22 protein-coding genes and 1 other annotated feature are annotated in these 23,006 nt (G+C 44.4%); of the genes, 6 read left to right on the forward strand and 16 right to left on the reverse strand.

All coding sequences use genetic code 11. From position 1 onward, the window contains the following. Window positions 1-71: 71 nt before the first annotated feature. A complete protein-coding gene (locus BAA9072_RS17220; protein WP_201715924.1) occupies window positions 72-1,016 on the reverse strand; it encodes a nuclease-related domain-containing protein in 945 nt (314 codons plus the stop codon). A 24-nt stretch (window positions 1,017-1,040) separates the two neighbouring features. After that, the gene (thpR, locus tag BAA9072_RS17225) at window positions 1,041-1,592 is read right to left on the reverse strand and encodes an RNA 2',3'-cyclic phosphodiesterase (protein WP_201715925.1); all 552 of its coding nucleotides are present in this window, start codon (window positions 1,590-1,592) and stop codon (window positions 1,041-1,043) included. Window positions 1,593-1,757: 165 nt separating this feature from the next. Between thpR and cysK the strand changes: the two genes are divergently transcribed. Continuing rightward, window positions 1,758-2,687 carry a cysteine synthase A gene (gene cysK, locus BAA9072_RS17230; protein WP_201715926.1) on the forward strand — a complete coding sequence of 310 codons (930 nt, stop codon included), beginning with the start codon at window positions 1,758-1,760 and terminating at the stop codon, window positions 2,685-2,687. A gap of 44 nt (window positions 2,688-2,731) precedes the next feature. Here the strand turns inward: cysK and BAA9072_RS17235 are convergent, their stop codons facing one another. From BAA9072_RS17235 to pepV, 3 genes are read right to left on the reverse strand one after another with little or no spacing between them, the layout of a single operon-like run. After that, window positions 2,732-3,007, reverse strand: coding sequence for a hypothetical protein (locus tag BAA9072_RS17235; RefSeq protein ID WP_201715927.1), 276 nt, complete (start codon window positions 3,005-3,007; stop codon window positions 2,732-2,734). An 18-nt stretch (window positions 3,008-3,025) separates the two neighbouring features. Beyond that, window positions 3,026-3,874, reverse strand: coding sequence for a D-amino-acid transaminase (gene dat, locus BAA9072_RS17240; protein WP_201715928.1), 849 nt, complete (start codon window positions 3,872-3,874; stop codon window positions 3,026-3,028). Between the two features lie 24 nt (window positions 3,875-3,898). Then, complete coding sequence (gene pepV / locus BAA9072_RS17245; RefSeq protein ID WP_201715929.1) at window positions 3,899-5,305, reverse strand: dipeptidase PepV; 1,407 nt, start codon at window positions 5,303-5,305, stop codon at window positions 3,899-3,901. A 395-nt stretch (window positions 5,306-5,700) separates the two neighbouring features. Here pepV and BAA9072_RS17250 point away from each other — a divergent pair, with 395 nt between their 5' ends. After that, window positions 5,701-5,922 carry a DeoR family transcriptional regulator gene (locus tag BAA9072_RS17250; protein ID WP_044340309.1) on the forward strand — a complete coding sequence of 74 codons (222 nt, stop codon included), beginning with the start codon at window positions 5,701-5,703 and terminating at the stop codon, window positions 5,920-5,922. Window positions 5,923-6,375: 453 nt separating this feature from the next. Here the strand turns inward: BAA9072_RS17250 and BAA9072_RS17255 are convergent, their stop codons facing one another. Both BAA9072_RS17255 and BAA9072_RS17260 read right to left on the reverse strand, forming a co-directional pair. Continuing rightward, window positions 6,376-7,095: a pseudouridine synthase gene (locus BAA9072_RS17255; protein ID WP_201715930.1), complete on the reverse strand. Its 720-nt coding sequence runs from the start codon at window positions 7,093-7,095 to the stop codon at window positions 6,376-6,378. A gap of 436 nt (window positions 7,096-7,531) precedes the next feature. Further along, window positions 7,532-9,151 (reverse strand): putative polysaccharide biosynthesis protein, encoded by a 1,620-nt coding sequence (locus BAA9072_RS17260; RefSeq protein ID WP_201715931.1) that lies wholly within the window; start codon window positions 9,149-9,151, stop codon window positions 7,532-7,534. Between the two features lie 196 nt (window positions 9,152-9,347). Between BAA9072_RS17260 and BAA9072_RS17265 the strand changes: the two genes are divergently transcribed. After that, complete coding sequence (locus tag BAA9072_RS17265) at window positions 9,348-10,610, forward strand: BaiN/RdsA family NAD(P)/FAD-dependent oxidoreductase (protein WP_201715932.1); 1,263 nt, start codon at window positions 9,348-9,350, stop codon at window positions 10,608-10,610. Window positions 10,611-10,656: 46 nt separating this feature from the next. Here the strand turns inward: BAA9072_RS17265 and BAA9072_RS17270 are convergent, their stop codons facing one another. From BAA9072_RS17270 to BAA9072_RS17295, 6 genes are all read right to left on the reverse strand, one after another. Then, entirely contained in the window at window positions 10,657-10,839 is a 183-nt protein-coding gene (locus BAA9072_RS17270) for a sporulation protein Cse60 (RefSeq protein WP_034765594.1), read from the reverse strand. A gap of 340 nt (window positions 10,840-11,179) precedes the next feature. Then, window positions 11,180-11,494 carry a rhodanese-like domain-containing protein gene (locus BAA9072_RS17275; RefSeq protein ID WP_201715933.1) on the reverse strand — a complete coding sequence of 105 codons (315 nt, stop codon included), beginning with the start codon at window positions 11,492-11,494 and terminating at the stop codon, window positions 11,180-11,182. Window positions 11,495-11,665: 171 nt separating this feature from the next. Next, the gene (leuS, locus tag BAA9072_RS17280) at window positions 11,666-14,080 is read right to left on the reverse strand and encodes a leucine--tRNA ligase (RefSeq protein ID WP_201715934.1); all 2,415 of its coding nucleotides are present in this window, start codon (window positions 14,078-14,080) and stop codon (window positions 11,666-11,668) included. A 70-nt stretch (window positions 14,081-14,150) separates the two neighbouring features. After that, window positions 14,151-14,373: a binding site (T-box leader), on the reverse strand. A 317-nt stretch (window positions 14,374-14,690) separates the two neighbouring features. After that, a complete protein-coding gene (locus tag BAA9072_RS17285; RefSeq protein WP_201715935.1) occupies window positions 14,691-15,467 on the reverse strand; it encodes a 3-hydroxybutyrate dehydrogenase in 777 nt (258 codons plus the stop codon). 15 nt (window positions 15,468-15,482) lie between these two features. Then, complete coding sequence (locus BAA9072_RS17290) at window positions 15,483-16,805, reverse strand: GntP family permease (protein ID WP_201715936.1); 1,323 nt, start codon at window positions 16,803-16,805, stop codon at window positions 15,483-15,485. A gap of 279 nt (window positions 16,806-17,084) precedes the next feature. Next, on the reverse strand, window positions 17,085-18,443 hold the full coding sequence (locus tag BAA9072_RS17295; protein ID WP_201715937.1) for a sigma-54 interaction domain-containing protein: 1,359 nt from the start codon (window positions 18,441-18,443) through the stop codon (window positions 17,085-17,087). Window positions 18,444-18,616: 173 nt separating this feature from the next. On the opposite strand from BAA9072_RS17295, the gene BAA9072_RS17300 reads away from it, so the two are divergent. Next, window positions 18,617-19,120, forward strand: a complete 504-nt coding sequence (locus BAA9072_RS17300; protein ID WP_201715938.1) for a cupin domain-containing protein — start codon at window positions 18,617-18,619, stop codon at window positions 19,118-19,120. Window positions 19,121-19,449: 329 nt separating this feature from the next. On the opposite strand, the gene BAA9072_RS17305 is transcribed toward BAA9072_RS17300, so the two are convergent. The 3 genes from BAA9072_RS17305 to BAA9072_RS17315 all read right to left on the reverse strand — a co-directional run bounded on the left by BAA9072_RS17305 (window position 19,450) and on the right by BAA9072_RS17315 (window position 21,246). Then, on the reverse strand, window positions 19,450-20,637 hold the full coding sequence (locus BAA9072_RS17305) for an MDR family MFS transporter (RefSeq protein ID WP_201715947.1): 1,188 nt from the start codon (window positions 20,635-20,637) through the stop codon (window positions 19,450-19,452). A 154-nt stretch (window positions 20,638-20,791) separates the two neighbouring features. Next, on the reverse strand, window positions 20,792-20,956 hold the full coding sequence (locus BAA9072_RS17310; protein ID WP_060672924.1) for a hypothetical protein: 165 nt from the start codon (window positions 20,954-20,956) through the stop codon (window positions 20,792-20,794). Further along, entirely contained in the window at window positions 20,953-21,246 is a 294-nt protein-coding gene (locus BAA9072_RS17315; protein ID WP_201715939.1) for a YtzC family protein, read from the reverse strand. The genes BAA9072_RS17310 and BAA9072_RS17315 overlap by 4 nt, the downstream gene beginning before the upstream one ends. 200 nt (window positions 21,247-21,446) lie before the next feature. On the opposite strand from BAA9072_RS17315, the gene BAA9072_RS17320 reads away from it, so the two are divergent. Further along, entirely contained in the window at window positions 21,447-22,412 is a 966-nt protein-coding gene (locus BAA9072_RS17320; RefSeq protein ID WP_201715940.1) for a TIGR01212 family radical SAM protein, read from the forward strand. After that, on the forward strand, window positions 22,409-22,981 hold the full coding sequence (locus BAA9072_RS17325) for a class I SAM-dependent methyltransferase (RefSeq protein ID WP_201715941.1): 573 nt from the start codon (window positions 22,409-22,411) through the stop codon (window positions 22,979-22,981). The genes BAA9072_RS17320 and BAA9072_RS17325 overlap by 4 nt, the downstream gene beginning before the upstream one ends. Window positions 22,982-23,006 lie beyond the last annotated feature (25 nt).

Here is a 23,006-nt window from a genome sequence, read left to right on the forward strand (position 1 = left end):
TTTTTATGAATAAGTCAATTAACCGCTACCTGATAGAATATACCCTATCAGCCTCTATTCAAAACCGTGGGCTACTCTTCTGATGCAGCTTCTTCCCATTGAAGCCTTTTGAAGGAAGTGGTTTGACAATACTCCAAAATGGCCTGAGCCGCTTTCAGCTGCACACTTTTAATCGGTGAAGAGCTTGAACGCTGCTGCCGGAACCATTCATTATGGATCCGCTTGTCCAAAAACTGAACCCCCACAGGGGACTGAGGGTAATCTATGTAACCATTCCTGCTAATGACGGCTTGGTAAATGGGAAGATCCACTCCGGCATATCGGATGATTTGATGGACGATTCTCTCCATCCTTTTTAACCCTATGAGAGGATTTAACACTTTCGCTTCCATATCCCCCCATTTTTTTAACCAGAATCTCTCTCCTGAACCGATATAGGCAGTTCCCTCCTCAAACTCAAGAAAAGTTAAACACCATATGCCCGTAGGGGTGATCAAGATCGTTTCCAGCTCAACTGGTGCATTTTTGATTTTCAGAACGGGGTTGTACAAGACAAATATATTATCCGGAAAACGTTGGAGAAGATAGCGTAACCGTTCGTCATAATGATAGCTGTTGTCCACATACGATTTTTCCATGATCGTAGAACTTGCCCATTTCAGCTGAAAATCGAATACGAGATTCAAAAAGGAAATCTTCAATTCTTCCTCTGAGTGGATATCCTGACCTGCTTCCCATTCAAAATGTATTTCTTCATCACTCGGCTGAGGGGCAAGTTCTTCTTCTTCTGCCTCTTTCTTTTTGAAAAGGGAAAAGAGTTTTTCCTTCACGGAGTTCTTCTCTTCGTCCACCTCTTCCTTTACAGGAGATGGAGCAGGAGGAAGCTCTCCATTTTCCCAATGTTGTTTCATTTTTTCCCATTGCTGCTTTTTTAATCGGACAAATTGGGAAGGATATCGATATAAATCCGTTTCATATCGTGAAACGTAATCTTGAAGCTTAATCAGCTGTGCCATATTGAATCGGTCCTTTCATGACGGTCAATTTGTCTGTAACGGTATAGTGTGGATGGCTTCATACTTAGGCATCCGGTCCGGATGGGTTCGATATAAAACCATTTCTGTTGCTGTAAACGTATGGCTGTAGGTGGGCTGGACCCTATTCAGCCACTTATGGGTAAAGAAGAACTCTTGGTCCCTCTTCCTTCCCACCGTAATGTGGGGAGAAAATGGCCGTTTATCCAATTGAAAGCCCGCATTTTCACATGCACCATATACAAGATCCCGGACACGCTGAAGCATGTCGGAAGGCTTGACACCCATCCATAAGATTCTGGGAGAATCACTATGTCCGAAAGTACCGAACCTGTCCAGGGTTAGTGGAAAAGAAAAACAGTGCAGCTTACCCACTTTATCCATGACAGTATTCAGCTCATCTGCACTCCCTAAAAAGGCCAGGGTCAGGTGATAATCCTCGGGGTGGACCCACTTCTTAAACGAGCCCTCATCTATCATCGGCTCCGTGGATCTTCTTATGTATCGTTTCGTTTCCTCAGGCAGGGAAAGTGCAAAGAAATAGTGGGTTTTCATCATAGTGCCCGTCCTTTCTATTATTACTATCATTTTAGCAAAATGTGTCATGGGAGAGAATGTCTAGAAGGAATTGCAATAAAAATGAAATACAAAGCTAATTTATTTGATAAGATTTCTCTGAATTAGTACGATAGAAAGAGAATGTTTTCTGAAAGGAAGATGAACATGAAAGTGGTACAAAATATCGCAGATCTGATCGGGGATACCCCCCTTGTAAAATTAAATCGATTAAACCCTGCTGACGGGGCGGATGTTTATGTGAAATTAGAGTTCTATAATCCAAGTAAAAGTGTCAAGGACAGAGCGGCGTATCAAATGATCGTTGAGGCGGAAAAGGAAGGGTTCTTGAAGGCAGGGTCGACCATCATCGAGCCGACGAGTGGCAACACAGGTATCGGGCTCGCCATGAATGCGGCAGCACGAGGCTACCGAGCAATCCTTGTGATGCCTGATACAATGACTCAAGAACGCATCAACCTGCTGAAGGCGTATGGTGCAGAAGTGGTATTGACACCAGGAGATGAAAAAATGCCCGGTGCCATCGAGAAAGCAAAAGAACTGACAAAGAAAATCCCTAACAGTTTCATGCCCATGCAGTTTGAAAATGATGCCAATCCAAATGCCCACCGAAAAACAACAGCCCTGGAGATCGTTGAAGCCATGAAGGAAATTGGAAAATCGTTATCTGCATTCGTCGCAACGGCCGGTACCGGGGGAACAATCACCGGAACGGGCGAAGTCTTGAAGGAACATTATCCTGAACTCGCTGTCCATGTAGTGGAGCCTGCCGGATCCCCGGTTTTATCAGGAGGAAAACCAGGGAAGCATAAATTGGTTGGTACGAGTCCGGGGTTTGTCCCGGATATCCTGAATACGGAAGTCTATGATGAAATCCATAAAATCGAAGACGAGCAGGCCTACGATATCGCCCGCAGAATGGCAAGCGAAGAAGGGATCTTAGTGGGACCTTCCTCAGGAGCCGCTTGCTACGCAGCAATTGAAGTGGCGAAGAAATTGTCACCTGACGATGTGGTAGTATGCATCGCCTGCGATACAGGTGAACGCTATCTATCAAGTGACCTGTTCAGATTTTAATAATAAGAGACTGCCTCTATTAGTAGGGCAGCCTCTTTCTATGTTCATTTAACCTGATGGTAGTGTGAGATGAATTGTTCGGGAGAAGATTTTACGACGAACGTCCAGACCCCTTCAATTGTGTGAAGGTACAAAAACGTATAATAAGCGGACAATGGCTTGCTTGTCACGTCCATTACATCCTTGATGATGAAGCTCCTCGTAGGAGTGACGATTCGATCACTGTACAAATACAAATGCTCCTCCGTCTCTACCGTGAATTGCTGGTTATCTTCTATTCTTCGTTCTGTCTTCATAAATGGCTGTGAACAAATCAACATGTATTGCCTCCAACTGGTTTAACGTGTTTCAATTCCTATTCTTTCACTAAATAGCGACTGAAGCCTTTTCGTGACAGCACCTGGTTTTCCTTCTCCGATTACCTTTCCATCAATCTCGATGACTGGCATCACCTCTGAGGTGGTACTGGCTATGAATACTTCATCCGCTCCCAACAGCTCAGTAACAGAAAACGTCTTTTCTTGAAACATAATACCATTTTTCCCACACAAACTTTCAATGACTCTCCTCGTGATTCCATTAAGAATTAGGTTTGTAACGGGATGTGTATAAATAACACCATCTTTTACAATGAAGGCATTGGAAGAAGAGCCTTCCGTTACCGTATCTCCTCGATGTAAAATCGCTTCAAAATGCCCATTGGAAGCCGCCTCTTCTTTTGCCAGAAGGTTTCCAAGGAGATTCAGGCTCTTAATGTCACATCGCAGCCACCTGATATCCTCCACAAGCTTTGCAGTCACCCCATTCTCCATCTGCCCAACCGGAACAGGGAAATCCTTTGTATACGCAACAACACTTCCCGCCACGTCCTTTGCAGGAAAGTGATGCTGACGCGGAGAGACACCGCGGGTCACTTGTACATACACAATGCCGTCTCCAATCCCATTGAGTTCAATCAGCTTAAGGAGCTTTGACGTGAATTCTTCTTCCCCGTACGGAATGGAAAGCTTCATCTTTTCAGCGCTTTGGTACAATCTTTCCATATGCTCCTTCATGGTAAACGTGCTTCCGTCGTACACCCGGATCACTTCATAGATGCCGTCCCCGAATTGGTAGCCACGGTCTTCGATATCGATCTTCGCCTTGTCGCGATCGATCAGTTCACCATTTACAAATACTGTGTTCATCCTCTTCTCTCCCCCTGGTCTTTCTTAAGATTCACATGCCAATTCATAAATCGCCTGGGCATAAATAGCCGTAGCTTTAAGAAGATCCTCTATATACATATATTCATCCTTCTGATGGGCAATATCCTCACGCCCCGGGAATAACGCTCCAAAGGCTACACCTGCTTCAAGACTTCTGGCGTAAGTCCCTCCACCGATACTTAATAACTCTCCTCTTTCACCTGTTTGATCTTCATATACTTTTTTCAAGGTTTGAACAAGTTCATCATCTTTAGAAACATGATGAGGTTTGCTGTCCGTGAAATTCTCGATGGAATACCCCTCAATATTTTCAATGATACTCTTTCCTTTTTCCATATCAAACGTCACCGGATAACGCATGTTCAACCCTAATCGTCCGCCTTCCGCTTCTGTATAACGCAGCTTCCCTACATTAATGGTCAGGTCCCCTGTGATGTCGTCTGTGTAACTGACACCAAGCTGAATCCCCCTGGAGTCCTTGAAGAGATGCTTCGTTGTGAATTCAAAGAACTGCTTTCCTTGAGAAGATAATGGCAGTTTTGATAAGAAAGCGGCTAAATAAAGTCCTGCATTCTTTCCATTGTCAGGCTCCATTCCGTGTGAAGACACACCTTCCACTTGGAATACAAGCTCCCCATTCTCTAAATAATAACTTCCTTTGACCCCTTCTTCTTTCGTGAAGATTTCAAAATTCTGCACCCAATTGGTATGATCCTCGTCAACAACCAATATAGCCTTTGCATAATCAGGAACCATGTTATATCTGCGTCCGGACTCAAAGGAAAGGACTTTAATACCTGAATCGGTCACATCCTCAGGCTTTACCTGAACAAGATCATAATCCGCAATCCCTTTTTCCGCATGGATAATCGGGAAGTCGGCATCGGGAGCGAACCCCATCGTCGGCATTTCCTCGTTCTTGAAATAATGATTCACACATCTCCAGTCGCTCTCTTCATCCGTCCCGATGATCATGCGGATTCTCTTATTAAAAGTTGGATCAAGGTCCTTTACGATTTTCATGGCATAGTAAGCGGCCATTGTCGGACCCTTGTCATCAATCGCTCCACGGGCGTAAATCTTTCCGTCTTTGATCTCGCCGCCATAAGGATCGACGCTCCATCCGTCCCCTTCAGGAACCACATCCACGTGGCAGAGGATACCAAGGAGGTCCGTCCCTTCCCCAAACTCTAAATGACCGGCAAGATGATCCACGTTCTTAGGAGTGAAACCGTCACCCTCCCCAAGTGTCAACAGGTAAGAAAGAGCTTCCTTCACACCTTTGCCGAGAGGTGCATCTTCTGTCGCATTCTCTTCATCCATTACGCTTTTGATCTGAAGGAATTTCTGCAAGTCTTTAAACAAATCATCTTTCCGTTTCTCGACTTCATTTGTCCAATTGATACTCATACACTTCCACCTGCTTTATATGTATTTTCTTCACCTCCCATTTTATACTGTTTGACGGTGAAATCCAAACAGGGACGATCGACCAAAATCAACTCAGTCCTCACCTGCAGGACGATCATATGGAGGACTAAAGAAAAAATACATAATTTTAGCATTTTCTTCATATTCTAGGAATACAACCATCAAGTTACTACGTAAATAGTTTGTAAATTTGGACAATATTCTAGAAATTTTGTCGGATTAGGAGTACAATGTAATTGTCTGACATCATATGAGTAAACTTTATATGTAGAAAAGGGGTTGTCTAAAGCGCATAGTACATATGGTAGCACGTGAGGTGCACAAACGACGCATGTAGTCTTTGCCTTTGGAAAAATGATGAGGGAGTGGTTTTTTTGAAACCTTCAACCAATCGTATGCTCACTAGAATCAAAGCTGTATACATGTACATCAAACAGAAGGGTACTGTAACAACTCAAGATCTTGTAGACGAATTTGGCATTACTCCTCGCACCATACAAAGAGATCTCAACGTGTTAGCCTATAATGACTTGGTACAAAGCCCGAGTCGGGGTCAGTGGACAACAACAGAGAAAAAAGTAAAAATGACTTCATAAACGAAAAGCGGAGGCGGCTCGATCAGGCCCGACAAGCATAAGACGAGAACGTCAGAAAGGCGCCCTTTGCCTTTTTGGCGTTCTTGGCTTATGACCTCGAGGGACTAGCCGCCGGAGCTGGACACATAGAAAAGCGGAAGGGCTTTGCCCAGAGGCGACAAGCATAAGACGAACCTGCCGGAAAGGCGGGTTTTTGCCTTTTTGGCAGGTTTGGCTTATGACCTCGAGCCTCTAAGCCCTGGAGCTTGCCACACAGAAAAGCGGAGGCGGCTCGATCAGGCCCGACAAGCATAAGACGAGGAACCCGGAAAGGCGCCCTTTGCCTTTTTGGGTTCCTTGGCTTATGACCTCGAGGGACTAGCCGCCGGAGCTGGACACATAGAAAAGCGGACCAAATTGACTTTTAAAAGAAACAGGGACAGCACCTTTAGCAAAGCGTGCTGTCCCGTTTTTTTATTCCCGCTTATATTCCTTAAGTAGCGTTACTTCCTCTTCCGTCAGTTCACGGTACTCACCAAGCTCCAGATCTTCGTCAAGCTCGAGGGGCCCCATGGTCAAACGCTTCAGATAGATCACGCGCTTGCCGACACTTTCAAACATTCTCTTCACCTGATGGAATTTCCCTTCTGTAATCGTCAGTTCAATATCTGAAGTTAAACCCGATTTTAAGATTGTTAAATCCCCCGGTTTCGTTTCATAGCCATCATCCAATGTGACGCCTTTTTTGAAAGCTTCCACATCAGCTTCCGTCACTTCCCCGTCTATCACGGCAAAATACGTTTTCGGTACATGGCGCTTCGGTGAAAGAAGCTGGTGGGACAATTGGCCGTCATTCGTAATCAGTAGAAAGCCTTCCGTATCCTTATCAAGTCTTCCAACGGGAAACGGATTGAAAATCTGATCTTCCAACTGCAGTAAATCAATCACGGTTTCATCCTGTCCGTCTTCAGTAGCGGAGATGACCCCCGGCGGCTTATTCATCAGCAGGTAGATGTATTCACGATACTCTACCTGTTCACCGTACAACATCACCGTATCCTTTTCAGTGTCAATATGAACTTTTCCATCCTTGACGACTTCCCCATTCACTTGAAGACCGCCGTCCTTTAATAATTTCTTTACTTCCTTACGGCTGCCATAGCCCATATTCGCAAGCATTTTATCTATTCTCATTTCATCATTCACGCTCCGTTTGTTTTTGCTTTAAATTCATCGGTCTATTTGGGTTTTATCCCTTCATCCTTCTATTCTTAACACAGGCTGCTTGAGGTAAGCAACTTTGATAAAAATAAAAGACTGTATTCGTAAAGGATGTGGTTTTGAACAATTTGTCTGCCTGGGCTCTGTCAATTGATATGTGCTGGATGGTGAGGGGAACTGCTCCGCTTTCCGCGGACGCTTCGCTTCCGGGGTCTCGGCCAGCCTGTTTTTCCGCAGGAGTCTGCGCAGTTCCCCTCACCATCTTTAAAGATTTTCGTGGCAGAGCTATAAGGTATCAAAGAAAAATCGAATAGAAAACAATATTCTTCTTTCTAAATCTAAAAGCAACAAAGTATGCGAAAAACCCCAAATAAAAAAGGGATGATCGGCATGTATCATCCCTTTTTCCCTACCCTATGCGCAGCTTACTGCGAATTTTTGTTATCTTGTCACCGAACAGCCGGTCTGCAAGTTTACTTCTTAAGCTTAGGTAGAAGTAAACGAGGGCTCCTACTCCGCCGCAAATGGAGACGAGTATAATAGATTCGAGTCCTGTCTCCGGACTAAGGAAACGCACCAGGACACCATATAAAACCAATACGACTCCAGCCATGACCGCATTCAATGCACCGATGAACAAGGTTCTTCTCAAAATCAACCGGAATTGATACCTTGCATATTTTTTGATGACATACAGATTGATCAGAATCGCCACTGCATATCCAATTGTAGTAGCGAGCACAGCACCCTGGGTTTCAAAAAGGCGAATTAACGGGATGTTCAGGACAAGCTTCAGAAGCAAGCCGACAAGCAGGCTGAAGATCGTGAACTTCTGCTCATCAATCCCTTGAAGGATCGCTGCAGTAACCGCAAATAATGCAAACAGGATCGCAACAGGTGCATAGGAACGTAAAATCGAGGTTCCAAGGACATCACTGTGATAGAACAGCGTATACATCGGCTCAGCTAAAAGGGCTAGTCCCAACGCTGCCGGAACGGTCAGAAACAGCAGAATCTGAAAGGTCTGGTCAATGTTTCTACGCATCGTTTTCCTGTCACCGCTCGTATACGATGTTGTAATCAACGGAATCAGCGTCATGGAAAAAGCCGTTGCCAATGATACTGGAATGATCACGAGCTTATGGGTATAGAAGTTCAATACGGCAAAAGCATGGTCGGAGATTTTGGCGTTCCCGATATCTGCCATTGCAGTATTGAACGTAATTTGATCCACCAGTTGAAACAATGGATTGGCAAGACCTACAAAAATGAACGGGATTGAATAGGCAATGATTTCTTTGTACATCGCTCTTAACGAAATCTCTTCGTTCCCCCGGTCCTCTTCAAGGAGTTCATCCATATGAGGCTTCCGCTTAAACCAATACCAGATCAATGCCCCAAGACTGGCAAGTCCCCCTACAAATGCAGCGAATGTCGCAACGGAAATGGCCGTTGTCACGGTTCCATCCAGTATGTTCAATACGACATAAATCCCGCCAAGGAGGAAAACGATGCGGACAATCTGTTCAATTACCTGGGAAACCGCCGTCGGCCCCATGGATTGATGTCCCTGGAAGAACCCCCGGATCAAACTCATGAACGGAATGATAATCAATGCGAAACTCACGGCACGAATGACGGTGGTCACTTGTGCAACGGATATGACCTGCTCATCGCTTTTAATCGTCATTTCTGCAAAAATCGGTGCGAATGCATACATGATGAGGAATGATACAACCCCTGTCAGTGTCATGAGCACCAGCCCTGATTTAAATAATTTCCGACCTACGGCATATTCCCCGATGGCATTATATTTTGAAACGAATTTAGAAACAGCCAGTGGCACTCCCGCAGTTGCTACTGTCAGAAAGATCGTATAAGGGACATACCCATATTGATAAAGGGAGGCTCCCTCTTCATGGCCTTTTAACAAATCATCAAACGGTATAACATAAAAAAGACCCAAAAACTTCGAAATAAAGGTCCCCAACGTTAAAATAAACGTTCCTCTTATTAATTTAGATGACATAGTATCCCTCTCTATATATCTTGTTGCCCGTTAAACAAACAAAATAAATTCGAACTAAGAAATTTTCACACTATCAGTAGTTTACTACTGTACGAAACGAATGACAATTTTTTTCGAATGTTGTATTTAAAACCCATCCCATTTAAAATAAGGTGAAACTTCTTTTGAGAAGCGAATATTAAAAGTTGGTGGAAAAATGGTAAAGAAATACGATGTCATCATCATAGGCGGAGGACCATCAGGCTTGATGGCCAGTATCGCAGCCGGTGAAAACGGCTCGAAAGTCCTCCTTGTAGATAAAGGTACAAAGCTTGGCAGAAAGCTCGCCATTTCAGGAGGTGGCCGCTGTAACGTGACCAACCGGCTTCCTGTAGAGGAAATCATCAAGCATATCCCGGGCAACGGACGTTTTTTATACAGCGCGTTTTCCGAGTTTAATAATGAAGATATCATCTCTTTCTTTGAAAATCTCGGAATCCAATTGAAAGAAGAAGATCATGGGCGAATGTTTCCTGTTTCGAACAGGGCCATGGATGTGGTGGAAGCCTTACTGGGGCGAATGAAAGAATTGAAGGTGGACACAAGGACCAGCACTAGTGTCGAAGAGGTTCTTTACGAAAACGGCAAGACAGTCGGCATCCTCTTAAAAGACGGTGAAACCATCGCCGCAAACGCTGTTGTGATCGCGGTCGGAGGAAAGTCCGTCCCTCACACCGGATCCACTGGTGACGGATATCCTTGGGCGACAAAAGCCGGCCATACAATTACAGATCTGTTTCCGACAGAAGTACCCCTTACATCGGACGAGCCTTTCGTGAAGAAAAAGGAGCTTCAGGGCCTTTCATTGCGCAGCGTCGATTTAAGCGTATTGAATCCAAAAGGAAAAAAGATCATCACCCATAAGATGGACATGATCTTTACCCATCTAGGGATTTCTGGTCCGGCTGTTCTTCGCTGCAGCCAATACGTAGTGAAGGCGATGAAAAAATGGAACCTGACCCATGTTCCCATGCAGATCGATTCCATTCCGGATCAAAATGAAGAACAGCTATTCCAGTCCCTCCACAAGCAAGTGAAGGAAGAAGGTAAAAAAGCCGCGAAAAATATCTTTAAAGGTCTTGTCCCTGAGAGATACCTGTTATTTTTACTCGAACGGGCAGAAATCGATCATGATGAAAAAGGGGATCATATCTCTTCTGAGAAAATCCGTCATTTTGCAAAGCTCTTAAAGCAATTCACCTTTAATGTGAACGGAACCCTATCCATTGATAAAGCCTTTGTAACCGGAGGCGGAGTCTCCATTAAAGAAATCGAGCCGAAAACAATGGCTTCAAAAAAGATGGAAGGCCTCTTCTTCTGCGGGGAAGTCCTCGACATCCACGGTTATACGGGGGGGTACAATATTACCTCTGCCCTCGTAACCGGACGGCTGGCCGGACTGAATGCCGGGAAGGTTTGATTGTAAAAAAGAAAGGTTGATCCTCACTCTTGAGCGATCAACCTTTTTATTTTCTGTACACGACCATGGCGGAGAAGCAATAGATTTGATCCTCCACTTCCTCGGACATTGCCGCTACGTGATATTTGATATCGACGATCTTCTTATCATCCATTTTACTGAGAAAATGGTTCATATCTTTCTCTAAATCTTTTTCATGCTCGTAGTCGAAGACTTTTACCTGGATCATGGAGTCCCCTCCCGGATTGTTTTGGTATCAGTATCGTCAGAATCCTGCCTTTTCAAACGATTAATAGTGGGAATATTTCGTTAATGCCAGAATGTTTTGCGGTGGAGTTGTCGATTTTCGCCGTTATATCTTAGATTTCGCCGTTATATTTTGACTTTCGCCGTTATATCGTAAATTTCGCCGTTAAAATGAAATTTTCGCCGTTAAATCAGTTTATTAATTACTCTTAAATATTTTTTCACAAGGTTCTCTTAACCACCCTGTCCTCTTCATCGCCACAATAAATAAAAAAGCACACCCCCTTTTTCCAAAAAGGAATGTGCTACCCCACCAAAAATCATTATTTCTTCGCTGCAGTGTCTCCTGCCCAGTTCATCATGCCGCCTTCCATGTTCACCACTTTATAGCCTTGTTCCTGCAAGTAGTGAGCGACATTTCCACTGCGGTTCCCCGAGCGGCAGATAAAGATATACTCCTTATCCTTATCGAATTGATCAAGAGACTCAGGGATTTCGCCCATCTTGATATGCTTCGCTCCCGGGATCATGCCCTCTTCCACTTCTTCGTCTTCACGGACATCCACTAAAAGCAGATCTTCCCCATTCTTCAACTTTTGCTCCAACTCATCTGTCGAAATCGTCTTAATACTATCCATTCTTCTCAACTTCCTTTCAACATTCAATTCATTCATCACGATTATACCAAACCACGTCTCCCAATCAAAAAAATCAGATTCAAAAAAGAGGGACGGACCTCTACGAAATGCTGATTTAAAGCGATTCACGCTTAAAATCAGGCCCATTTCGAGGTCCGTCCCTCCCATTTATCAGTTGGCTACGATGTTGACGAGTTTGCCTGGTACGGCGATGGTTTTGCGGATGGTTTTGCCTTCGATTTGGCTTTTGATTTCATCGTTTTCCATGGCTGTTTTTTCAAGTTCGTCTTTTGTCATGTCACGTGGGATCATGACTTTTGCTTTCACTTTTCCGTTCACTTGAAGAACGATTTCAACTTCGTTGTCTACTAGCTTCGATTCATCGAATGTCGGCCATGCTTCGTAGGAAATCGTTCCTTCGTGACCAAGTTTGCTCCAGAGTTCTTCTGTCATATGGGGAGCGATTGGAGACAGAAGCTTGATGAATCCTTCTACATAGTTCTTCGGCAGAGTATTCGCTTTGTAGGCATCATTGATGAATACCATCAACTGGGATATCCCTGTATTGAAGCGAAGGCCTTCATAGTCTTCCGTCACTTTCTTAACGGTTTGGTTATACGTTTTGTCCAGGTCACTGTTCGGTGCATCTGTTACCTTAGAGGAAAGTGAACCATCTTCCTCAACAAGCAGGCGCCATACACGGTCAAGGAAGCGACGGGCTCCGTCAAGGCCGTTTGTGCTCCAGGCAATGGAAGCTTCCAGTGGACCCATGAACATTTCATAGAGACGAAGGGTATCGGCACCATGAGATTCAACAACTTCATCAGGATTAACCACATTCCCTTTTGATTTACTCATTTTCTCATTATTTTCCCCAAGGATCATGCCTTGATTGAACAGCTTTTGGAACGGCTCCTTCGTTGGGACTACGCCGATATCATAAAGGAACTTGTGCCAGAAACGAGCATACAGCAAGTGAAGGACAGCATGTTCGGCTCCTCCGATATACGTATCCACAGGAAGCCACTCCTGCATTTTCTTCGCATCGGCCAGGGCTTCTTCGTTATGTGGATCGATATAACGGATATAGTACCAGCAGCTTCCTGCCCATTGTGGCATTGTGTTTGTTTCACGACGGCCTTTTTTTCCTGTTTCAGGCTCTTCCACATTCACCCATTCACTGATGTTCGCAAGCGGGGATTCACCTGTTCCGGACGGTTTGATTTCAGTCGTCTTCGGAAGAACAAGGGGAAGCTCACTTTCCGGAACCGTCGTTGTTGTACCGTCTTCCCAATGGATGACTGGAATCGGCTCACCCCAATAACGTTGGCGGCTGAATAACCAATCACGAAGGCGGTACGTTACTTTCTTCGTTCCGATGCCTTTCTCTTCTAACCAGGAAATGGATTTCGCAATCGCTTCTTCTTTTCCAAGTCCATCAAGGAAACCGGAATTCACATGATTTCCGTCCCCTGTATAAGCTTCTTTCTTAACGTTGCCGCCAGCGACAACTTCCACGATTGGAAGATCGAACTCTTTTGCAAACTCATAATCTCGGTCGTCATGTGCAGGAACGGCCATGATAGCTCCTGAACCGTAGCTCATAAGAACGTAATCAGCAATCCAGATCGGCATTTTGTTTCCGTTAGCCGGATTGATCGCATATGCACCAGTGAATACACCTGTTTTTTCTTTTGCAAGATCTGTTCGTTCAAGATCACTTTTCGACTTGATCTTGTCGATGTACTCATCCACTTTCGAGCGTTGTTCCTCCGTGGTGATCGTTGCAACAAACGGATGCTCAGGGGCAAGAACCGCATATGTTGCACCAAAGATTGTATCAGGACGGGTTGTGAAGACATCGAATGATTTATCATGACCGTCAATCACAAACTTCACTTCTGCTCCTTCAGAGCGTCCGATCCAGTTGCGTTGCATATCTTTAATGCTTTCCGGCCAATCTACATCTTCAAGGTCTTCCACAAGACGATCAGCATAAGCAGTGATCTTCAGCATCCACTGTTTCATCGGACGGCGTTCTACAGGATGCCCTCCGCGTTCGCTCTTCCCATCGATGACTTCTTCATTGGCAAGGACCGTCCCCAGTGCCGGACACCAATTCACGGCAACCTCATCCACATAAGCCAGACCTTTTTCATAAAGCTTGGTGAAGATCCATTGCGTCCATTTGTAATAGCCTGGATCTGTCGTATTGACTTCGCGATCCCAATCATACGAAAATCCTAGAGACTTAATTTGACGACGGAACGTGTCGATATTTTTGTGTGTGAATTCAGCCGGGTCATTCCCTGTATCAAGGGCATACTGCTCAGCAGGTAACCCGAATGCATCCCAGCCCATTGGATGAAGGACATTATACCCTTGCATGCGCTTCATGCGGGAAAGGATGTCTGTTGCCGTAAACCCTTCCGGATGTCCTACGTGAAGACCTGCGCCTGATGGATACGGGAACATATCCAGCGCGTAAAAATTGGATTTTCCTTCGTCTTCCGTTGCCTTGAACGTTTTGTTTTCTTCCCAATACTGCTGCCATTTCGTCTCAACGCTTTTATGATTAAAACTCATATTGAGATCCTCCTTTGATTGTCTTATGACTTTCTTTTAAAAAACAAAAAAACCCTCATCCCAAATAAATATTTGGGACGAGAGTTTGTATGTACATTCTCCCGCGGTACCACCCACATTAGTGTACGCGCACTCAGCTTCATTCATCCTTAACGCGGAAAACGGCAAGTCTTACTGTTGGTTCACACTTGCAACTCAGCAGGCGAGTTCATGATGCTTCTGGTTGACTTTCACCACCCGTCAACTCTCTACGACAGAAAACCGTCATTACTACTCCTGATCAACGTTTTAATATTAGTAAACAATATATGTATTCACTATTTTAGTGAAAAATATACAGAAGCGCAAGCCTATTGTTGGTTTATGGGTAAGAATTTTGTCATTTGTTTAAGAATTGGAGCGGGAGTTTCGTCCTTTTGACTCAGGGTTTTTGGGTAAAAACCGGGAATGGTCATGAAACCGAAGCCGTCATTACCGAGAAGAATCACGCCGAATCCGAAGATGATCCTGCCGTCTTACTTTTTTCCCAGACATTCAATCCCGGTCCCCTAACACTCTCCCTATCCACAAAAAAGAAACGACCCTCTAAAAGGTCGTTTCTCATCACAGGCTATTGAACCGTATATCCACCGTCCAACACGACTGCCTGCCCTGTGATTCCTTTCGCTGCATCACTGCACAGGAACATGGTATAGTCTGCAATTTCTTTAACGTCCAGTAATCTTCTCTGTGGCACTAAAGGATAGATGACTTCCTCAATCACCCTTTCAAATGGGACGTTACGCGTCTTCGCAAGATCCGTCAGTTGATTCCGGACTAAAGGCGTATCCACGTATCCCGGGCATACCGCGTTTACGGTAATGCCATGTTCCGCCGTTTCCAATGCCGCGACCTTCGTTAGACCGATGACTCCGTGTTTAGCAGAATTATAGGCGGCTTTACCGGAGAAGCCGACCAGGCCGTTAATGGATGCCATGTTGATGATTCGTCCCGAACCCTGTTTCTTCATGTGGGGAAGGGCATGCTTGATCGCGACAAATGGAGCCGTCAGCATGACTTTTAATAGAAATTCGAACTTTTCAGTAGGGAACTCTTCAATATGGGATACATGTTGTAGTCCTGCATTGTTAATCAGGACGTCGAGCCTCCCGAAGTGATTCACCGCTTTTGTGATTGCTGCTTTCAACTCAGATTCCGATGTCACGTCACAGCGTAGTCCAAGAACTTCATACCCCTCTGTTTTAAAGGTCTCTGAAGCCTCCTGTACAGCCTCTTCCTGCAAATCCGTCAGGACTACTTTTGCTCCTCCAGCGGCAAATTCCCTGCCGATTTGGTAGCCTATCCCACGGGCTGCCCCTGTTATGAATACCACTTTATTTTCAACCATGATGCTACTCCTTTCTTAAATCCCAACTCCCAAGGTAAATAATAGAATCGCCAATGCCAATCCAATAAGTGGGACGATGACCGTCAATGCTCCTACAGCACCGTATGCTTCTCCATGTGTTTCATTACAGATCGAGCGGATGGTCGTCACGACATATCCATTGTGCGGAAGGGAATCCAGTGCTCCTGAAGAAATCGCGACAACCCGGTGAAGGGCTTCAGGATTCACCCCCATATCGACATAGTGCGGCGCAAGGATCGGCAGGGCAATTGCCTGACCGCCAGATGCCGAGCCTGTCATACCTGCAATGACACTGACGGCGATGGCTCCACCGATCAATGGCGAGCCTGGTATATTCGTCATGACCTCAACTGCTGTACTAAAGGCTGGAACGGCTTTGGCCACTCCTCCGAATCCAACAACTGCCGCCGTGTTCCCGATGGCAATCAACGCTCCGACCGTTCCTTCAGAAACAGCACCCCAGAACCCTTTAAAATACTTACGATTCAGCACATATGCCGAAATCACCCCTCCTAACAGAGCAATAATCAGAGCTGATTGCTTTAGAGAATCGTGGAAGGAAAACGCCAGGATGAGGACAACCAATAATGGAATCAATCCCATGAACGGGTTTGGTAACGGCCTGCCTTCATCAATGACCGGATCTTCTTCACGGGCATGAAACTTTTCTCCCTTGTTCACGGCTTTGGTGATCATTCGTTTTAACCACCAGTAGCCAAATACCGCCATAAATACAGCGACGATCAAACTGACTTCCCAGCCTGCATAAGGTGTTGTTTCTAAATATTCAATCGGTATCCAGTTTTGAATTTCAGGTGAACCGGCAGAGGTCATCGTGAACGTGACCGAACCGAACGCTAATGCTGCCGGAATGAAGCGGCGAGGCAGATCGGCTTGTTTAAATAAACTGACAGCCATAGGATAAACAGAGAATGCCACCACGAAAAGACTGACTCCACCATAAGTCAAAACCGCACAGGCAAGGACAATGGCAAATACAGCATACTTCATCCCCAATTTTTCTACCACAAAACGGGAGACACTATCTGCGGCACCGCTATCCTCCATCACTTTACCAAACACCGCTCCAAGTAAGAACATCAGATACCAGGCAGCGACAAAGCTTGTGAATCCTGACATATAGTTGGAAACAAGATCAGCTTCCCCTTTACCTGCCAATTGCGGGAACAGCGGCATACCACTTAACACTGCGACGAATAATGCCGAAATGGGACCAACAATTAATATATTCATACCCCTCATTGTTAAAAAAATTAATAAAATGAGTCCTCCAATAAGACCGATCATACTGAACATGAAATTTCCCCCTTTGTTCTCTTGAAATGATGACGCTTACATTTTATCTTGATACGTAAGCTCTCCTTTCTAAAAAATATGTTCAATAAGATTACATGCAATAATGATGCCAACTTTCAGATTACTAAGAAAATACTCTTGGTTGTAATGAGATCTTTTTCGATTCCGAAATTCTGGACAAATACTATAATTCAGTCACGGAATGTTCATATTTCCTCTTGAACTAAAACAGTCCGGAAACACGGACTGTTTTCCGTATTTCCGGACTGTTTTATACACTTATAAAAGCCCATACTTATTTAATTTTTCATACATACTGGATTTACTTATCCCAAGGGACTCTGCAACCTTACGTTTATCGTGTTGGGCTTGCAGACTCTGGGTCAAAACCGACTTTTCTGTTTCTTCAAGGATTTCTTTAAGGGTTTTGGATCCTACATCATACACGTTTCCTGATTTCATGTAAGTTGGTAGTGAATGAAGAGAAATCCTGCTTTCATTCGACAAATAGGTGGAAGCGTGAATGACATTTTCCAATTCACGCAGATTCCCCGGCCAACTGTAGGAGAGGAAAATCTGCATGACTTCATGTTCGAATTCTTTGATACGCTTTCCCGATGATTTTGTGGATTTCTCCAGAAAAAAAGATGCCAGTGTTTCAATATCTTCTTTCCGCTCGCGCAGTGGCGGTATTTGAAACGGGACGACATTGATCCGGTAATACAGATCACTCCGAAAGCGCTTTTCTTCCATCATCTTCTCAAGGGGACGATTCGTAGCGGCAATAATCCGTACGTCAACGTGCTGTATGCGAGTCGAACCCACCGCCTCGACTTCCCCTTCCTGTAATACCCTAAGAAGTTTCGCCTGCATATTAAGAGGCATATCTCCGATTTCATCTAGGAACAGTGTCCCCTTGTGGGCAAGCTGAAATTTCCCTTTTTTCCCACCCTTTTTTGCCCCCGTGAAAGCTCCCTCTTCGTACCCGAAAAGTTCCGACTCCAGGAGCTGCTCCGGAATCGCGGCACAGTTCACTTTAATGAAAGGCTGCCCGCTTCTCTCACTCAGCTGGTGAATGCTGTGCGCAAACAGCTCTTTTCCCGTCCCGCTCTCACCCCTGATCAGGATTGAAATATCACTTGGGGCGATCATTTGGGCTTTGTCCTTCAGTTCAGTCATGCCTGGGGATTCACCGATGATATCATTCAGCGAGTATTTCACTCCGGTGTTGATATCCTGTATGTAACTTTGAATCTTCGACATCATGTTTTTCACATGTGAACTCATTTGCATCCATTCACTCGTGTCCCTGAAAATGACGGAGCCGAATGCGCCGATCACTTTCCCGTCTACTGTGATCGGGATGCGGTTGGCAATCATGTAATTTCCTTTTATGTACTGAAGATCCGCCACCTCTTCTTCACCACCAGCAGCAACTATATGCATTCTTGTGTTTTCGATCACATTTGTCACATGTGAGCCGATCGCTTTATCCCGTTCTACCTCAAGGAAGCGGCAGTAATTGTCATTTATATAGATGATGGTGCCCTCGTGATCAACGACGACCAACCACTCGAAAGCATTCTCAAGAATGATTTCGATCATGTCCACGGATACCTTCTTTAATAAGCTGCTCATCTCCCATTGCCTCCTCTATTTTGCAAGAGAACATATACCTCTATAGTAGCACATCCTCTCACCTTCTTTGTGAATACAAATCAGGTTTGTCAATCATTCAATTACCAGACCCGAATCGGTTTAATGCCTGTAGTATTAGGGAATCTTTTTACCAATGAATGGAGGAATAAAGGATGAAAATCGCAGAACTGAAAATATTTTATTTCGAAGACGATGGAATCATCCCGAATAACCCGGACCTGCCTGTACTCATTTACCGGAGCGCACTTGATCAAGCGAATGAAGCCGAAGAGATATTCAATCGAAATCAATGGCTGAACAGCTGGACTAATGGTATTTACGAATATCATCATTACCATAGCAATGCTCATGAAGTATTAGGTGTCATGAAAGGTGAGGCTACGGTTCAATTGGGAGGGGAAAAGGGAGAAAAAGTGACAGTCCATCAAGGTGATGTGATGATACTCCCAGCGGGGACAGGACATAAGAAATTGATCTCAAGCCCCGACTTTAAAGTTGCCGGAGCCTATCCTAACGGAGACAGTTATAACTTGAAAAAAGGTTCCTTACGGGAACGCCCCAGCGTGTTAATTGAAATTAAAAACGTCTCCCCTCCATCATCTGACCCTGTATTTGGCGATAGCGGTCCACTGCTGGAATATTGGCTGAAGAAATGAGCTGGAAAAACATTCTGCATTGTATCGACGCTTTCATTCCTATTTCTTAATAGTCATGCTTCTTAGAAACAGCTATCACTACTTTATTAAATCAGATATTTTAAATTGCATTATTATATTTGTACAATAGTCTTGTTTTCTTTCAAGTCCTATGCTATTCTATTATAGCGATGAGCTGAATTGTGTAAGTCGGGGATCACGTCTTTGTGACAACAAACGATGTGGCGTTTGCTGATCTTCCGCCTCAATTTTTTGCAAGTGGGCTTCCGTAGGAAACGGGAGCCCTTTTTATATAAAGAACCCCCAATGATGCTATCATTGGGGGTTCTTTATTGTTGCACCGATATCGTCACAGCTCTTTTCTTTTTTAACGGTCGGTCATATTGACTTGTAATCACTAGTGAAACCATGAAGAATGCGATCAACGTCATAAACAGCACCTGCATGCTGAATACATCCACAAGCACTCCTCCGATAAACGGTCCGATCATTCTGCCTCCCGTTGCCGTACTGTTGACGATTCCCTGATAAAAGCCCTCTCTACCCTTTGGGGCAAGTGAATTCGCTATAGTCGGAACCGCCGGCCAAATGAGCATTTCACCGATTGTCAAAATGATCATGGCAATGGCAAACCACTGAAATTGATCAGCAATCGAGGCAACGCCGAATGAAACCATGAAAATGATGGTTCCGATTATGATTTGCAGCTTTAAATTGTTCTCGAATCGCTTGATGGCTTTGGATAAAAGCGGCTGAGCCAGAACAATCAACGCTCCATTGATCGTCCACAATAAACTGTATTGTTTCAAGGAAATATTGATTTCCTGCGTATATGTCGCAATGGTGGACTGCCATTGAACATACCCCATCCAGCATAATAAATACGCGACACATATGAAGAGCAGTGCTTTCAGTTTCGATTTATCCCTTATCACCTTTGATTCATTCAATACAGATGTTTGATGCCCGGCGATCGAAATGTTTCGATATCCAAAGAAAGCAATGAAAAAAAAGACGATATACATACTCAGATTCGCTAAAAATATATAATTAAAGGAGAATGAGGCGACGAAACCACCTAATGCGGCTCCAACAGCCACTCCAATATTTTGAGCGACATAGACAGAATTGAATGCTTTACGTCCACCTTCAGGCCATACAGAACCAGCCATGGCATACATGGAAGGAAATACGATACCAGAGCCGAATCCGACAATGGCCAAGAATACGACGTAATACGAAAAACTATGCCAAATATTCATTCCGATAAGGGCGGATAACGTAATCGAAATCCCTAAGAGGATCGAACGGTAACCACCAAAACGATCAAATAATGTTCCTCCAATCAGATTTCCAATTACACTTGCGCCTGCATTCATCATCAGAACAATTCCGGCTACAGACAAGGACTTTCCTAAATTTTCATGAAGGTAAATGGTATTAAGCGGCCATAAAAAAGAGGATCCTGTCACATTTACCATCATTCCAACGATAAGCAGCCATAATGATTTGGGCATCATTCTGCCCCCTTTCTCCCCTTTTATTTCGAGTCCCAAAAGGATTTTACTCTTTTTCAGGGAAGGGAGCAAGAATTATTTCTTTAAATCGATGTCCTTTTTTTGTAAAGAAAAAACCAGGTACTCCTTTTTATGAGTACCTGGCTAATTCCGGTCATTTCCCGTTATGGTGATTGGATTTAACAGGCTGTCCCTGTTTTTCGTATCGCTTTTTGGCTTCTTTCACAGGATTGTTTTCTGCACCGAATTCTGTATCCAGTTTTCGGAAATCACTGCGGGTCTTTTGTTCTGGATTGTTTTGATCAGAGCGTGTACTCAATGTAATTTACCTCCTACTACATTGGGATCATGATCTAATAAAATCATTTCATTTTGCAACGTCTGAAGCTGGAGTCTCATGCGATGCAATTGTTCACGTTGTTGAGAGTTCGCGCTGTTTGCCATATGAGCCACATCGTTGACTGCTTCTTCAAGCTGCTGCATAGCCTGTGTGTATTCAACATCATGATAATGCTCCTGCTGTGTCCCGGATTTATATTGTTCTTGAGCGTAACGAATGGCATCTTCACACTTTTGAATGCATTCATCCATTGAATTTCTGGTTGCCATTTCGACTACCTCCTTGGCGTATGGAATAAAGAAGAGGAAGATCCTATCCTTACCTCTCCTCCATCTTAGTTTGAACTTGATTGTCCTTTTCAGAAGTGGTAAACTTCGCCTATTTCTATGCGCAGGATACATTTGTCTCCTCGTTCATGATAAAATCTCTTTAGCGTTATACATATCGCTATATCAATGAATTACAGGAGGTGTTTGTCATCGGGACAAACCCGTTTCCATATGCTACAGATTCAAAACGATACCATACATGGAACTATCATTTACGAAATCATTTCGGACATAAAGTCTTTAAGGTTGCCCTGGACGCCGGTTTTGATTGTCCGAACAGGGATGGCACAGTTGCTTACGGCGGCTGCACCTTTTGCAGCGCAGCCGGATCAGGGGACTTTGCAGGAAGCAGGGTCGATCCTTTAGAGAAGCAATTTAATGATATTAAAGGAAAAATGCATAATAAGTGGAAAGATGGAAAATACATGGCGTATTTCCAGGCATTCACGAACACTCATGCACCTGTTGACGTACTGAGGGAAAAGTACGAATCCGTTCTGAAGCAAGATGGAGTTGTAGGCATTTCCATCGCCACCCGCCCTGATTGTCTTCCAGATGACGTTGTTGAATATTTAGCTGAATTGAATGAGAGAACCTATTTATGGGTAGAACTCGGCCTTCAAACCGTTCACGAAAAAACGGCTGGATTGATCAATCGTGCCCATGACTTCCAGTGTTATGTTGAGGGCGTAAATAAATTGCGGAAGCATGGAATACGTGTATGCTCCCATATTATTAACGGACTTCCCCAGGAAAATGAGGAAATGATGATGGAAACAGCACGTGAGGTAGCAAAACTTGACGTTCAGGGCATCAAAATTCACCTCCTTCACTTATTAAAAGGAACTCCAATGGTCAAGCAATACGAAAAAGGACTTCTTGACTTCTTGAACTTTGATCATTACGTTAAACTCGTATGTGACCAGTTAGAAGTCATCCCTCCCGAGATGATCGTTCATCGCATTACCGGGGACGGACCTATCGACTTGATGATCGGGCCAATGTGGAGTGTGAATAAATGGAGCGTGCTTAATGCCATCGATGATGAACTGAAGCGCAGGGACAGTTGGCAGGGAAAATTTTATAAAGTGGATGTGAAAGCATGAAATTGGATCGAATCTTACCTTTTGCAAGACAGTTGTTAGAAAGAGCTGTCAAACCGGGAGATATTACCATAGATGCAACCCTAGGGAATGGACATGATACCCTATTTCTCGCTCGCTTAGTAGGTGAAAACGGCCGGGTATACGGGTTTGATATTCAAGAGGAAGCGATTGAAAACACGAAGGAACAGCTCATCACCCATGATCTCTCCCACCGGGTGACACTCTTCCAACAGGGACACGAGACTGTCATGAATGTTATTCCCCCATTGCATCACGGGAAAGTGACGGGGGCAGTGTTTAATCTTGGCTACTTGCCTGGCGGCGACAAGGATATCGTCACCCGTCCAAAAACAACGATACTCGCCTTGAATCAGATCCTTGATATGATGGCTCCTGAAGGGATCCTTGTTCTTGTGATTTATCACGGGCATCCTGAAGGCGCTGTCGAAAGGGATTACATCCTTCGTTACGTTGAACGACTGGATCAAAACTATGTTCATGTCTTGAGATATCAATTCATGAACCAGCTTAACAATCCACCGTTTATTGTGGCGTTGGAAAAAAGATAAAAAATAGGGACGGACCTCTCAGAGG

The sequence above is a fragment of the Rossellomorea arthrocnemi genome (assembly GCF_904424705.1).
Taxonomy (GTDB): Bacteria; Bacillota; Bacilli; order Bacillales; family Bacillaceae_B; genus Rossellomorea; species Rossellomorea arthrocnemi.